Annotated in this window: 7 protein-coding genes; all 7 read right to left on the bottom strand. The window is 32.6% G+C overall.

The features are described from left to right. Positions 1 to 126: 126 nt before the first annotated feature. The 7 genes from WHD08_RS00530 to WHD08_RS00500 all read right to left on the bottom strand — a co-directional run bounded on the left by WHD08_RS00530 (position 127) and on the right by WHD08_RS00500 (position 15,020). Positions 127 to 1,740: a glycoside hydrolase family 30 protein gene (locus WHD08_RS00530; protein WP_208889660.1), complete on the bottom strand. Its 1,614-nt coding sequence runs from the start codon at positions 1,738 to 1,740 to the stop codon at positions 127 to 129. Between the two features lie 94 nt (positions 1,741 to 1,834). After that, positions 1,835 to 5,293 carry a hypothetical protein gene (locus WHD08_RS00525; protein WP_208889661.1) on the bottom strand — a complete coding sequence of 1,153 codons (3,459 nt, stop codon included), beginning with the start codon at positions 5,291 to 5,293 and terminating at the stop codon, positions 1,835 to 1,837. A 144-nt stretch (positions 5,294 to 5,437) separates the two neighbouring features. Beyond that, on the bottom strand, positions 5,438 to 6,697 hold the full coding sequence (locus WHD08_RS00520; protein WP_208889662.1) for a glycoside hydrolase family 2 TIM barrel-domain containing protein: 1,260 nt from the start codon (positions 6,695 to 6,697) through the stop codon (positions 5,438 to 5,440). A gap of 108 nt (positions 6,698 to 6,805) precedes the next feature. Continuing rightward, positions 6,806 to 8,485, bottom strand: a complete 1,680-nt coding sequence (locus tag WHD08_RS00515; protein ID WP_208889663.1) for a family 16 glycosylhydrolase — start codon at positions 8,483 to 8,485, stop codon at positions 6,806 to 6,808. A 10-nt stretch (positions 8,486 to 8,495) separates the two neighbouring features. Continuing rightward, on the bottom strand, positions 8,496 to 10,517 hold the full coding sequence (locus tag WHD08_RS00510; RefSeq protein WP_208889664.1) for a PKD domain protein: 2,022 nt from the start codon (positions 10,515 to 10,517) through the stop codon (positions 8,496 to 8,498). A gap of 5 nt (positions 10,518 to 10,522) precedes the next feature. Continuing rightward, positions 10,523 to 12,007, bottom strand: a complete 1,485-nt coding sequence (locus WHD08_RS00505) for a RagB/SusD family nutrient uptake outer membrane protein (RefSeq protein ID WP_208889665.1) — start codon at positions 12,005 to 12,007, stop codon at positions 10,523 to 10,525. 10 nt (positions 12,008 to 12,017) lie between these two features. Further along, complete coding sequence (locus WHD08_RS00500) at positions 12,018 to 15,020, bottom strand: SusC/RagA family TonB-linked outer membrane protein (protein ID WP_208889666.1); 3,003 nt, start codon at positions 15,018 to 15,020, stop codon at positions 12,018 to 12,020. Positions 15,021 to 15,043: the final 23 nt, after the last annotated feature.

Genomic DNA, 15,043 nt, shown 5'->3' with positions numbered 1-15,043 from the left:
TTAAATGCTATTTACACTTCAAGATTTATAACCTTGAATATATTTATTTAGAATACCGATTTGTATAGGAAACATAGCATTTAAATTGACGCTATATCTCAGCTTAAGCATACATTTTGATTTTTTTTACTTATTACGTAAATGAATCGTTTGAACAGCTCTAGGTGCTATTTTCGTTGTAAAAGTCTTAGTTTCTAAAACAATCGATACTTCATGAGCTTTTTCATTTTGGTTAAAAACAACCACAGCAATAGAACCATCTGTATTTTTTGCAGCTGTATATATTACCCCATCTACTGCTTCACCTTTTACACCGATTCTGTGTGCATCTGGGCGAATGAACTTACTAAAATGACTCAATAAATAATATAAAGGCGTGTAAATTACTTCGTCAGTAACAGGATTGATAAGTACTGGTGCGCTATTAAAATTATCGTAAGGATTTGGTTGTCCTTTATTACTAAGAATGCTACACCACTCAATATATCCTTGAGTTCCGTGGTTTAAATCTGTTATAATATCGTTTGCATACGTTTCGAAAGGCACAAAAGTACCTGCATAATCTGTACTTGATCTCCAATATTGACCAATTGGATCATTGGCATCAATATCTATACTAGATTCGGTATGAATCATCCCTTTGTTTGGCCAATTCTTCTGTAATTCTGCTAATTCTTTTGCATACCAATTATTCTCTTTTAACTCTGAATTTGTATACCAATGAAAAGCAGTTCCCCAAGCATATTTAGATGCTTCTGGATCTTCATACGTTTTTGCAACATAGTCATTCATTGTAGACTTATTATGGTCATAAATCAATACGTGCAATCCAGCATCTAAATCATCAAGATTAAGATGACCATCTTTAACCAATTGAGGCCCCAAATGATCTCTCAAAAAGTCTCTCCCTTGTTCTGGCGTAAATCCATTACTATCCCATTGTGCATCATGCGCATGTAATGGTTCATTCTGTGGCGTAAGCCCCCAAAGAGTAATACCTTGTTCTTTATATGCAGTTACATATTTAGACATATATTCAGCCCAAAGGCCATAATATTCCGGTAGTAAACTACCATTAGTCATTTTAGAAGTTTCTCCTGATTTCATCCAAGATGGAGGACTCCAAGGCGAAGCAATAATCTTAAAATCTGCACCAGGAATACTAGCTGCTTCTAAAATCATTGGAATAAGATCATAATTTGGATCTATAAGTTCAATGCCACGAACCTGATCGTTTTCCTCTCCAGAAAATCCTTTCATATCTTCATGGATACTAAAAGTTGAAAGATCTTCATCTCCCTCTTCTACGTAAGTGTAATGATTGTTTGAATAATCACTACTGTTAATGTGCGTTCGTGTAAGCGTAAATCCAGCACCTTCTGTTGGACTAAAAAGTTTGGCTAAAACTTTTTTACGAGCATCGACTGGTATGGTAGCTAAATTCCATGCTGAAGATTCAGTAAAAGAAGCACCAAAACCATAATACTTTTGATATTCTTCATTAGGAAAAAGCTGTAATGTTACTTTTTTTACTTCTGTAGCAGGTGTTTTAACTTCATCACTTGATAGTAATTTAAGGTTGTCACCAGCTTGTGATGTTTGATAAACATCTGACACATAATTTTCATAAGCACTTTTTGGTGAGCAGCTAACAAAAATTATGGATATAAATAAAAACCATAACCCTCCAATATTTAGAATATCAGATTGCATATTCATTTTTCCAGTATAATTTTTCATTTTCCTTTTGATATTAAATATGTTCATTCCTTACTATATTTTACGAATACTCCACCAACTGTAAAGCAAAAACCTTACAGCTGAGTTGTATCATTTACTTTTTTACTGAAACCTCTATGTGATCTATTTCTCCTGTTCTTTCGAACATCATTTTAGAAATAGCACTGTTAAGAGTTAAGCTTTCTGAGTTTTCTTGTTCTCCATTCACAAAAAAGATGGTGACACTTTCTTTACCTGTATTTTTATAAATAACAGGCACTTGACAATACGTAAAACAAAGCGAACCTTTTTCTAAATCAATCAATTTTGCTTCTTTGTTAATTGCGTTATATTTAAAAGTTTTAGGAGTTTCTACAAACTCACTTGCTCTTAATAACCTTGGATTAAAGTTGATTTTTCCTTCTTTTACAAAAACACCTAACTCACCTATTCTACTTAAAACATCTTCTTTAACCTGACCAGTCATTCCTGGTTGCTGTGCTCCTTTTCCGCCTGGTGTATGTGAATATGGATCTGTAGGAAATGCACCATATAATTCTGGTGATTTGTGCACTCCAATTCCTGCCTGAATTTCATAATAATGATCTAATAACGCACCAATAAGAACCTCATCTTCATTATTTTTTATTGCTAATAAGCAATTTTCTTGCACTGCTAATAACAATTTAGAAACCATGTGCCAATAAATAGAACCTAACCCTTCATAGCCAAAAAATGTTCCTGAACGACCTGTAAATGCTTTGTGGTTAAAAACCTCTTCGAAAATAGTTGCTAATAATTGTCCTTCTTTTTCAACTAAATCAGCGTATGCTTCTGGTAAATCCTCAAAAGTTGCTTTTAAACTATTTGCGTTGTTAAAATTGGCATTGAAATGATAGGTACCCAAAACATCTTTATTAATGATTTGCGTATTGTTATCTGTGATTAATTTTAATAACAACTCAGAGTTTTCTACCGAAGATTTCGGAATTATATTCTTTTCATCAAAACGAGCTAATTCTTTATTCGGATATAAAATATAACTGTATTGATCTTCTCTAAACAGCGCACTTGCTTTCATTCCGTCTAAAACTTTTAAAGCTTCTTTTGACGATAAATAGCCAGCACTTAAAACAGCAACTTGCCCTTCTAACATTTCAGACAAATAAGAAACAGACACTTCTGTATCGTTTTCTATGGTCATTAAATTATAAGAATGATATAAATTATCTGTACGTTTATTTGCTTTTATGGTATGATCTAAATACTCTTTTGTAATAGTAAAAAAGTCTAAAAGAGCTGCTTTTTTAAGAATAATTTTATCACTAGAAAATCCGTTTTCATAAATTGAAGTTCTAAATTTACTTCCAGCTTCACCTAAACCATCTAAAACAGTTTTTCTTTCTGCATCAGAAAATTTTCTTGATAAAATATTTTTATTTTGATTAAAAGTAGTTACAACTTCATTAAAAAATGTTGCTAATTCTGAAGAAATGGCAACTTCTTCTGCTGTTGATTTTACAACTACTTTTTCGAAGAAATTAATAAAACGATTTAGGTAGTTAAGTGTTACCATAGAAACACCGTTACCAACCAAAGCGTTGTTTGCGTCATTCCATTCTGGTCTTTGCGTGTTCATCCAAATTCCACCTTCAGGAATAAAATTAGATACTTTTGCTAAAACAGTCGCTAATAATTTCTCTATTAAATTTACTTTATAAATAAAGTAGTTTTCATCTCTTAATAAAGCACCATCAGCACCTAACCTTTCTCTTCTTTGTTCTATATTTTCTTGTTCTTCAAAATCAAAATCAATAGTATCTTTTGGATTTTTTAAAATATCTTCATATTTCTTAATTCTATAAGGCACATTTGCATAGACAAAAATAGCTTCAGAAAAACGTTTTTCTAATTGATTTGGATAATGGTTTTCTATAAATTCTAAGAATTTTAATAAGTAAATTATCTGATGATCTCCCCAATAACCAATGTAAGACCAAGGGTCATTTTCTTCGATAACTTCCCAATCGAAACCATCTTTAGTAACTCTATAAGGATTGTAACCATCAAAAGTAGTGGCATTCAAAAACTTATGAATCATACTTTCTATAAACTCTGGATAAGAATGTGCTAATGTTTCCCAGTTTTGGAAAATATCTCGCCAGTTCCCTTCATAATCTAAAATTTTAGACCCGTCTATTTCATTTTTTGTGTTGATAGAAAACTTGTTCCAAGGTCTACTTGGGTCTCCATGTCTTCTACTAAACTTTAATGGTAAATACTCAAAACAAAGTCTTTTAAAGTTTTTATCTTCATCTTTCTCAGCAATAGCAATAATTACTTTTAAAGTAAATAATTCTGGTAAATCATTTAAAACATCCTCTTTAAGTTTTAAAACCTTTTTATTTGCCTTACTAATATATTTTATAAAATCTTCTTTTTCAATTTTATAATCATCATCAAAAGTACCACCTCTCATTAAATTGAAAAGCGTATTTGCAAAATGTCTTGTGTTTACCAAAGCATCATCGGTTACTTGTAAACCATCTGCTGCGCCAGTTAAAGCAATTAAGTTTTTTGTACCTAACTCAATATCTTTAGTAATAATTTCTAATAAATTTTTATCTTCTTTTATTGCTTTAGAAACTTTTTGAATATCACCAATTGTTTGATTTACGTTTGCAATAAAACGCCATTCTTTAGATTCATTAGCTTCTAAGGCGATATCAGAACTAATAAAATAAGCTCCTTTTTCTGCTTTTACATCTACCTCTTGTTGTAATTCTAGACCTCTTCTAAAATTATTTAATTGTAATGATGACAATAAATACGTAGGATTTTCGATCCCTAAAGACCAAACAATATTTGCTTTTAAAGCTTCACTTGGTTCTGCTTTATCGACAATAATTGCACTTAAAGCATAAACACCTAAACCAACTTCTTTTTGTAATTCGCTCTTTTTATAGGCGTCTACTAAATTACTATAAGAGTTTTGCAAATCTGTAGTTACATCCGAAGGAATAATATTTTGCAAACCATCTAAAAAAGTAACTTCAATTTTTTCTGGTGAATTATTAATTAAAGTCGATTTTTTTACAAACCCAAATTGATCAGAAGAACTCCATTGATATCTAAAAGTAAGACCTAAATCTTCATTAATTTCTTCGAAAATAACTTTATTACCAAAACTGTTTTTATACAAGTTTTGTTTTGTTTGATATAATCCAATTTGGCGTTGAGAAAAAGGTTCCCAAACATACGTTTTGTCATTTTTAGTAACTTGAAAAATAGATTTACTCCCTGTTATATCTGCAGACTCTGTAATTTTATCATCTGTATAATAAGGAAAAAGTGAATACTCACTATTTTTTCTTCCTGCAGACAAACCTCCATTACTAGAAATAAACATCCAATGGTTAGAGTCTGAAACAATACTCATAAAAAAAGGTCTCATTTCATTGCTATTCGAAATTTTATAATACACTTCGTTTTCGAAGTTCATCATTTCTCCTTTTACCTCTTGCGCTTTAAACGCTGCTTTATTATTTCCTAAAAAAATAGTCTTTTTTGTCATCAAAATTATTTTTTGAACCTCTTATAATTCATTTAAAGAGGTTGTTATTTATTGATTCCACAAGGTACTTTTCAACCTTGTAGAATTTTATATTATATACCTACAGGTTTAGAAACCCTGCAAGAAGAAGCGCTTGAAGCTTCGTTAAAATTTTATTTCTTTAAAATGCTCCGAAATCAAATCGGTTGTCATTCCTTTTGCATATGGATTTAATTCATGTGCTTTTTGTAAAGCAAAATAAGCTGCCCTAGGTGATAATGTGTAAAAACCATTTTTATCTGTTAATCCTTTTGCACAGATACCAAACCATTCTTCATTCATGTTATTTGCTCCTTTTTCATAATCTATTGCATAGCCTGCATTAGACCAAGAAGCATGATTATCATGAATATTTAAGCCTGTAGTTTGGCCATCTTTCCACCAGCCATCACTAAATTGAAAAGTAAAACCTCCAATAGCATTTTCTGCTTTTCCTAAACCCGCCACATTTTCATAAATCTCTTTCCAATTTTCTACCATATAATAGGCTTGCATTTTTTGATCTTCTTTCTGGGTAATTGAGTTAAAAGCATCTGCTCCAAATTCTGTGAATAATATGGGCATATTCAATGTATTTTTCACGTTATCAAAAGCGTCTCCAAAAGATTTTCCTCGATACATATTTGTTCCATAAATATCTACGTCTTTACATTCTTCTGCAATAATATCTATATATAAATCGTCTCCATTACAAATAGCAACTGGGTGATTTATAGCTATCTTTTTCATTTGAATTGCCGCCTCGTTCATCAATCTATACATTGCCCTACCTCTTAACTCTCCTATTTCTTTCTTTTCGGTTTCGCCTTCAGGAAAATCTTCTGTTTCCGATCCTGCCCAAAAAAGTCCGAAGTTATTTTCGTTACCCAAAAGGAATAATAATAATCCAGGAGTGTTTTTGTAAGTAGCTGCCATTTCACCAACTTCTTTTAATAAGCTCTGTTGTGCATCTGCATTTCTGTAATCTGTTTCTGATTCCCAGTTACCATTTATAGCAACTCCGTATCTACCAAAAGAGTGGTTTAACATGGTATAAATGCCATAATTTTCATAGATATACGTAATCCATTCTGGCTGAATTCCTGTATAGACACGAATAGTATTAACGCCCATGTCTTTCAACAAAGTCATTTCTGAATCTAATGCCGTTTTTATAAACGCTTCTGGTTGCTCCCACAAACTATAAGCGAAATTTGTTCCAATAGGAAAATAATCCCAATTCATTCCATTAATTATAAAAGCTTCTCCATTTACAACTAATTTCATTCCTTGTTCATTCTTTAAAACAGCAACTTTATCTGTCTTGTTATCACAAGAGTTTAAAGTAAAAAAAAGTAGGATTATTGGTAAGAAAATGTATTTCATAAATATCAACTTTAATGCGTAAGTTTTTAATGTATCATCAAACTAAAGAGAAGAAAAAATAAGGTCAGCCACTTAATAAACTGACCTTATTAAATAAACCAAAAAATATTATTGATACACTTTTACATAATCTATTTCCATGGTATCTTCTGTAAATGTATCTGCTACATCTCCACCAAGAGTACCTCCAACGGCTACATTAAGAATTAAAAAGAAATCTGCATTAAATGGCAATGTTTCACTGTTTGTCATTTCATAAAACATAACATCATCTAAATAAATTTTAACAGACTCTTCTGTCCATTCCATACCGTAAACATGAAACTCTGAAGCTGCATTAGAAATCTCAGTAGTTTCACCATAGCTTGCATTAGAAGAACTAGCATCATCAAACCAATGTAAAGTTCCTAAAGAGGTATTTTTATCTGCACCTGTTTGCTCCATAATGTCCATTTCTCCACATTGTGGCCAACCTACCGTTGGAAAGTTAGATCCCAACATCCAAATTGCGGGCCAAGTTCCTGCCGCAGCTGGTAACTTCGCTTTTACCTCAACTCTACCATATTTAAATTGATACAATCCTTGCGATTTTAATCTTGCAGAAGTATAACCATCACTTCCATCAGCTTTAGCTGTAATAATTAAAGAACCACCTTCTACCTTCACATTTTCTGCAGCTTCTGTATAAGTTTGTAATTCTCCATTACCCCAACCACCTGCACCTAAATCATAGGTCCAATTTGCAGCATTAGGGGCTCCATCTGTATTAAAATCATCTTCCCAGACTAATTCATTAAAAGTATAATTTGGAGTAGTTGCGCCTTCTACAGGTTTTGTTGATGTAAATTTATGATACCAAGCAGCACCACTTCCTGAAGCAGAATTTTCTATAATTCTAACTATCATCTCATCATTAGTAATCGAAATAATATCATACGTGCTAGCACCTACATACCATCCCATAAATCCTCCATCTGCAATTTCGAATTCTGTACCTCTATAAGGTTCATCATTATACGATCCTTCTGTTCCTGCTTTAGATGTTGATGGTCCAAAAGCAACCGTTTTTACACCAAACATTGTCGTTGCTACCGTTTCATCATAACATTGATCTCCATCTACACCTATTAAATCTCCATAAGTACCAGGTATAAAAGCTGGTCCAACAGTTTGCTCAAAAGTAAGTCCGTTTGCAGTTCTTGTAAATACAAACTCATTATCATACATACAAGATTTTTCATCATCCCAGGCCTTAATTCCATTCCACCAAGCCTCATATGCAAACTCTCCATTCCCATAGTCATCTGTAGCTGGTCCCATACCTACATGTACTGCAACATCTGCTTGCCAATACCATTTTTTACTATCACCTACATTTGCACCACTTAAAAAGTTTTCTGCCTCCACATCAGAAAAAGAACTATAAACTTCTACATCTATTGTTTTTGTTGATGAAACGCCACCTGTACCATTTGCTTTTACAACAACGGTATATAGATTTACACCTACTTTAGAAAACCTTTTTGTTAAGACTCCTGATGGTGAAGCTTGTGCAACTCCATCAAAATAATATACATAAGAAGAAGCATTCTCAGCAGTTGCTGTTAAATTTACAGAACCACTTCCGTCTCCGTAAGGATTATTAGCATCTACACCTACAACTTCTGCCGTTATTACGATGTCTGTTGGAGAAACAATTTCTCCGAATTCGTACTCATTCTCTTGACATCCATAAAGGACTGTCATTAAAGAAAATAAGATTATATAAATATTTTTAAGTTTTTTCATAATCATTATTTTAAAATTGTGATATATCATCTAGATAAATAGTATAATTAGCAGAACCATCTCCTTCTGTACCATTATCCATTATTAAAACCAGGTTTGTAAAGTCTACAGAAGTACTTATTCCAGAAAAATCAAACGTTAACTCCTCCCAAGCATTCGCTGTGGTTGTAGTTGCTGTAATTTCTGCTGAAGCCACGGTATTTGGCCACGGAGTAGCATCTTCAAATTTTAATAGTACATCTAAACCTGCTCTTGGAGACCAAACTTTAACTTTGATACTTGTTCCAGCTGTAAAGCTAAATGGTGTAGGAACTGTAATTTTAGATCCTGCCCAAAGTTGACCTGCATTTTTTACAAGTTGTGCAACCATTGCAGATGCGTTTCCGTTTGTGTCTGGATTTGCAATTACAGAAATTGCACCACCATCAAAAGAACTTAATATAAACTCTGGTTCGAAATCTAAAACAGGACTTGTAGAAATATCATCTACGTAAATAGTGTAGTTAGCAGATCCATCTCCTTCCGTACCGTTGTCCATTATTAAAACTAGATTATTAAAATCTACACTCGTACTTATTCCAGAAAAATCAAACGTTAACTCTTCCCAAGCATTCGCTACCGTTGTAGTTGCTGTAATTTCTGCTGAAGACACAGTATTAGGCCATGGAGTAGCATCTTCAAATTTTAACAATAAATCTAAACCTGCTCTTGGAGACCAAACTTTAGCAGTAATTGTTGTATTAGAAACATCAAATGTTGACGAAATTGTAATTTTAGATCCTGCCCAAAGCTGACCTGCATTTTTTGCAAGTTCTAAAACTGAAGAAGATGAATTTCCATTTGCATCTGGATTTGCAATAACGGAAGCAGATCCACCATCAAAAGAACTTAATTCATAATCTGTTTCAAAAGTTAATGGAGTTACACCAGTAACTGGCGCTGAACTCGCTTTGTAAAAATAAAGATTGTCTATAAACACAGACCCCGAACCTTCAAACTTGAATTGGTGAATATCATCTACTGATAAACCTTGCTCTGTAAATGCTGAAATAGGAATGTTAATCGTTGTCCAAGCATCTTTTGTTAAGGCTGTTTTTATCATTTTTTCTCCGCTTGCAACACTAATTAAATAGGTATCTAATTCTGTAGCATCTGCAGTCCAAACATCTAAATGAAGAAACTCCATACCAGAAATATCTTGTGTTTCACCAATTTGAATTCCTTGATAGTTTAAATTACTATACTGAATCATAGCATCACCATTTAACTCAAAAGGAGTATAAACAGTTGTTTGGCTCCAATTCGGGTTAAAATCTGTACCTGCAACATTTGTATAGGTATCACTAAAAATAGAAATAACATCTGCAGCATCTCTTGCTGGTTGTGTATTTGCTGATTTTAAAGGTGCTAAAATAGCAGTAACTTCAAACTCACCGTTATATTCTGTTGTTTCAATTGCACCACCTTTAGCTATTACTTTTACAGTATACGTACCTGCTGTAGCGTATTGATAATTTATGACATCTCCAATATTAGCTGATGCTGCTGGTTGTGCTACATCTGCTTCTCCTGAATAAAAATCGTAAGTAGCTGCAAAATCTGCTTTCGCAGTAATATTTAATTGTTTAGAGATTGCAATATCATTTTCTATAGTAACTTCTAAATTTTCTGGAGCTTTAAAAGAAACTACTAATTCTTGTGTTGCTTCTGTTGCGTCTCCTTTAGAATTATAAGCTACCACTTTAATATTATACGTTCCTTCCGTATAGGTATGTTGCGCCATTTTACCAGCTTCAACACCTTTTTCTTCTGCAGATGCATCTCCAAAATAAACATCAAAAAAGGTTGCCCCAACCGCAGTTGGTAAAATAGTAACCAAACCAGAATTATCTTGCGATAAATTATAACTAGCAGCAACATTAGATGGAGGTGCTACATTATCTAAGAAGTCTAAACTTCTATCTTCTTCTGAACAAGCATTAATAATCAAAAGTATTACTAATGCTTTGTATATTATTTTTAATTTCTTCATAATTATTAGTATTTATCGTTTTGTTTCCAATTTCCTTGTGAAAATTGTATTTCTTCAATCGGAATTGGAAAAACCTCATTTTTACCCGTTGTAAAACCTGGTATTTGAGCCCCTCTACCTGTTCTTACCAAGTCGAAAAATTGATGACCTTCTCCTACTAATTCTACTCTACGCTCTTTATAAATTGCAGCTGTTAAATTAGAACCTGTTGTAACAATATTATGATCTGCATCACCAAAAGCTCTTTCTCTTACTCTGTTTAAATACGTTTTAGCTTTAGCATCATCTGCTGATGGCTTTCTATTATTAGCTTCTGCTGCCATTAATAAAACATCTGCAAAACGAATAGCTCTATAATTATTAGGGTTTGTTAAGTTTAAATCTCCTGCTGCTTCTTCACTTCTTTTTCTAGGAAGATATTTTCTATTAAAATAACCTGTATGCTCATAACCTGTAGTAAATTTTGCTCCAGTTGAAGCTGCCCATGCATCAATATCTAAAATAGCAACCTCTTTTCTGTTATCTCCATCTTCAAATTGATCCACCACTTCTTGAGTTGGTACATTAAAGCTAAATCCAGAAGTAAATAAACTCCCTTCATATCCTCTTACACCCTGATACCCAACGGCAACATTCCCTTCACTACACTGTAAACAATCGAAACTTGCACCTTGTGTATCTGTATATTGCACTTCAAAAACAGCACCTGTACCATTTTCTCCGTCAAATTCAAAAATTTTGTTATAGTCAGATTCTAAAACATATCCTCCGTTATTTATAACACTTTCTAAAATGCTTGCAGCTTCATCAAATTTGTCTTGGTATAAATATACTTTTCCTAATAATGCTTGTGCAGAACCTTTTGTTGCTCGACCAACTTGAGGCGCTGTATACGTCATGTTTGCAATTGCATATTCTAAGTCTGCTTCAATTAAAGCATATACATCTGCTTTTGACGATCTTGGTATTGTTTTTTCATCACCCAAAACAAAACGACCGTCTGCTTTAATAGGAATATCTCCAAACCATTTTACCAATTCAAAATTATAATACGCTCTTAAGAAATAAGCTTCCGCAAGAATTACATTTTTACCCGTAAAGTCGGTTTTATCTTTAAACTCAATAATATAAGCAGCTCTATTAACACCACCGTACATAAGACTCCAAAGGTCTTGAAGTTGATCGTTAACAGGAGTATGCGTCATATCATCTATTTGCTGATATCCAGGAACATCTGTAGCTGTTTCTCCACCACACAAAGTATTGTTAGAAGCTATTTCTCCCATTAATACATTTCTAAATGTAGATTGTAAAGGATCATAAGCTGCTACTAAAGCATTATAATAATCAGTTTCTGAATTGAAAAAAGATTCAGAATCTTCTGCATAAACTTTTGCATTATCTAAGTATTCATCTGAACAAGCACTAAAAATAAACAAGCTTGCCATAAAGATGAATCCTAATTTTATTATTTGATTGTAATTTCTCATCTTTTATTTTTTAAAATTCAACATTTAAACCTAACAAAAACTGTCTAGCAGAAGGATAGTTACCAGAATCGATACCAGCACCTATTGCTCCGTCATTAATAGAAGGATCGTAACCTGTGTAGTCTGTTAGCGTAAATAAGTTATTGATAGAAGTATATAATCTTAATTTAGACAGCCCTACTTTTTCTAATAAATCTGGCGCAAAAGTGTATCCTATTTGTATATTTTGCATACGTAAAAAAGAAGCATCTTCTACAAAGAAATCTGAAAACAGTCTGTTGTTTGTAGCATCGTTAGTTAACCTAGGTACCGAGTTGCTTGTACCTGCACCCGTCCATCTGTCTAAGTAATAAGCAGGCTTATTCACATTTGGTAAAAACCGTTCAAAATTTCTAACCATGTCTTTCCCTAGCTCTGCATATAAATAAGAAGTAAAATCCCAATTTTTATATTTTGCAGAAATATTGAATCCCATATAGAAATCTGCTTGCGGATTACCAATGTTCACACGGTCGTCAAAGTCTATAACACCATCGTTATTTGTATCTTTATATCTGATATCTCCAGGAGAAGTAACACTTGCTCCTAGCCCTGTTTGAGAAGGATGTGCATCTACTTCTGCTTGTGTTTGGAAAATTCCGTCTGTTTGTAAGCCAAAGAAATAACCAATTGGTTGTCCTACTTCCATTCTTGATGTAGGAAGATTACCGATTCCAAAATCACCTCCTTCTACAATAGCGTCGTCTAAAACGTCTGTTACTTTGTTTTTTACATAGGTAACATTGTATCCAAAATTTAAAGAAAAATCTTCTTTAGAAATGGCTTTGTAGTTAATTGCCAATTCTCCACCTGTATTTTTAGAAGTACCTGCGTTTACTGTTGGGTTTTCCCCTCCTGCTGCGCCAGAACCTAATAAACCAGAAACTGGAAAGTTTTCAATTAATAAATCTTTTCTTGTTTCTTCAAAATAATCTGCAACAATTGTCAATTTATCATCAAATAGATTCATATCTAAACCAATATCTAATTTCTCTGCGGTTTCCCAAGTTGCTGAAGGATTAGACAAAGCACCTTGTGCAGTACCATCTACTAAACTTCCGTTAAACACATACTCACCTTCACCATCTAATAAAGATCTGTATAAGTTATCCCCAACTAAGTTTCCTAAAGTACCGTAACTTGCTCTTAATTTTAAAAAGTTAATTGTTTTGCTATCTTTTAAGAAGTTTTCATCAGAAATTTTCCAACCTGTAGTTACAGACCAAAAATTATCTACTCTTTGATCTTCTGCAAAAACAGAAGCACCGTCTCTTCTAATTAATCCAGAAAATAAATATTTCCCTTTATAATCATACTGGGCTCTACCAAAAAAAGAGGTTAACCTAATATCTCCATTCCCTGTATTTAAACTTCTTTGTTCACTTTGCGAATTTGTTAAACTAATGTCTGCAAATTCATAAGAATTATTTGGTACATCAAAACCAGTAGTATAAATACCATCAAACAAATCATTCTGTACACTTGTACCTAACGTAAAGGTAGTATTGTGGTTTTCTGAAAATGTTTTTTGATAAGTGGCAAATGTTTCCCAAAGAACTCTTGTTGAAGTTGTTTTATATTGATATACAGAACTTTGAGTTTTATTATACACTTTACTAGCTCCGTAATTTTGAATTGGAGTAAAAGAACGTTGTTTTTCGTTATAAATTTTATAACCAACACGAGATACTACATTTAAACCTTCAATTGGTTTATATTCTAATTTAAAGTTTCCTTCAATTCCGTTACCTTCATTTTCACCAAATGTGTTGTTTAATAATGATAAAGGATTTACAACTTCAATTCCTAAAAAGTTATTTGTATCCTCTTCATTTACTCCAAAAGTAGGAGCGTAATTTAAACCATTAAATAAAAGAGAAGCATCAAAACCTTCTGAAGCACTCGTATAATAGTTTGCTATTAAAGAAAAATTTAATTTCTCACTAATATCAACTCCTAGGTTTAATTTAATATTATTTCTAACAAAATTAGATTTTTCTTTTGCAATAATTCCATCTTGTTCTGTACGAGAAGCACTTACAAAATATCTAAAATTTTCTCCACCACCAGATAAACTAATATTATGGTTTACTAACATTGCGTCATTAAAAAGTTCATCTTGCCAATTAGTTCCTACACCTAAATCACTAATATTACTAAAAGGAACAGTTTGTCCACTTGCTGCGTATGCTTCATTTAAAACTAAAGCATATTCTGTTGCATTTAAGTAATCTAATTTTTTAGTAGTTTGTTGAAAAGCAGCATATGTATCATATTTTACAGTTGCTTGCTTATTTTTCTTACCTCTTTTAGTAGTTACCAAAACAACACCATTTGCACCTTTTATACCGTAAATAGCAGCTTGTGCATCTTTTAAAACAGTAATAGATTCAATATCATTTGGGTTTATACTATTTAAATCACCTTCATAACCATCTACAATTGTTAAGGGTTGGTTGTTTGTATTAGAACTAACCCCTCTAATTAAGATATTTACTTTTGCACCAGGTGCACCAGATGAAAGATTAACTGCAACACCAGAAGTTGTACCTTGTAATGCACTTGTTGCATCAATAGGTTTTAAAGCTTCTAAAGTTTTTTCTCCTACAATAGATACAGAACCTGTAACATCTTTCCTTTTTTGTTTACCATAACCAACAACAACAATTTCATCTAAAGCCTCTGCAGACTCTTCTAAAGAAACATTTAATGTTTGCTGATTTACCACAACTTCTTTTGCAGCATATCCTAAATAATTAAATACAAAAGTTGCTCCTTCCTCCACTTTGGCAAAACTGTAAAGTCCATCAAAATCTGTTTCAGTTCCAACTGTTGTTCCTTTAATTAATATACTTACTCCCGGCAATGGATCACCCGTTTTAGCATCTTTAACAACACCCTTTACTGCTATAGTTTGCGCAGAAGCACAAAAACCTATAAGTAAAAGGAGTAATAATGTGATTTGTTTTCTCATGAATAAGGTATTTATTATTTTGA

Origin of the sequence: Polaribacter sejongensis (assembly GCF_038024065.1) — a bacterium.
Classification (GTDB): domain Bacteria; phylum Bacteroidota; class Bacteroidia; order Flavobacteriales; family Flavobacteriaceae; genus Polaribacter; species Polaribacter sejongensis.
The sequence above is the reverse complement of the archived record's forward strand: the minus strand, read 5'-3'. Positions and strand labels throughout refer to the sequence as shown.

Excerpts from the sequence above, each read along its gene's own strand:
- WHD08_RS00530 (WP_208889660.1), bottom strand. The coding sequence starts at position 1,740 with ATGAAAAATTATACTGGAAAAATGAATATGCAATCTGATATTCTAAAT.
- WHD08_RS00525 (WP_208889661.1), bottom strand. The coding sequence starts at position 5,293 with ATGACAAAAAAGACTATTTTTTTAGGAAATAATAAAGCAGCGTTTAAA.
- WHD08_RS00520 (WP_208889662.1), bottom strand. The coding sequence starts at position 6,697 with ATGAAATACATTTTCTTACCAATAATCCTACTTTTTTTTACTTTAAAC.
- WHD08_RS00515 (WP_208889663.1), bottom strand. The coding sequence starts at position 8,485 with ATGAAAAAACTTAAAAATATTTATATAATCTTATTTTCTTTAATGACA.
- WHD08_RS00510 (WP_208889664.1), bottom strand. The coding sequence starts at position 10,517 with ATGAAGAAATTAAAAATAATATACAAAGCATTAGTAATACTTTTGATT.
- WHD08_RS00505 (WP_208889665.1), bottom strand. The coding sequence starts at position 12,007 with ATGAGAAATTACAATCAAATAATAAAATTAGGATTCATCTTTATGGCA.
- WHD08_RS00500 (WP_208889666.1), bottom strand. The coding sequence starts at position 15,020 with ATGAGAAAACAAATCACATTATTACTCCTTTTACTTATAGGTTTTTGT.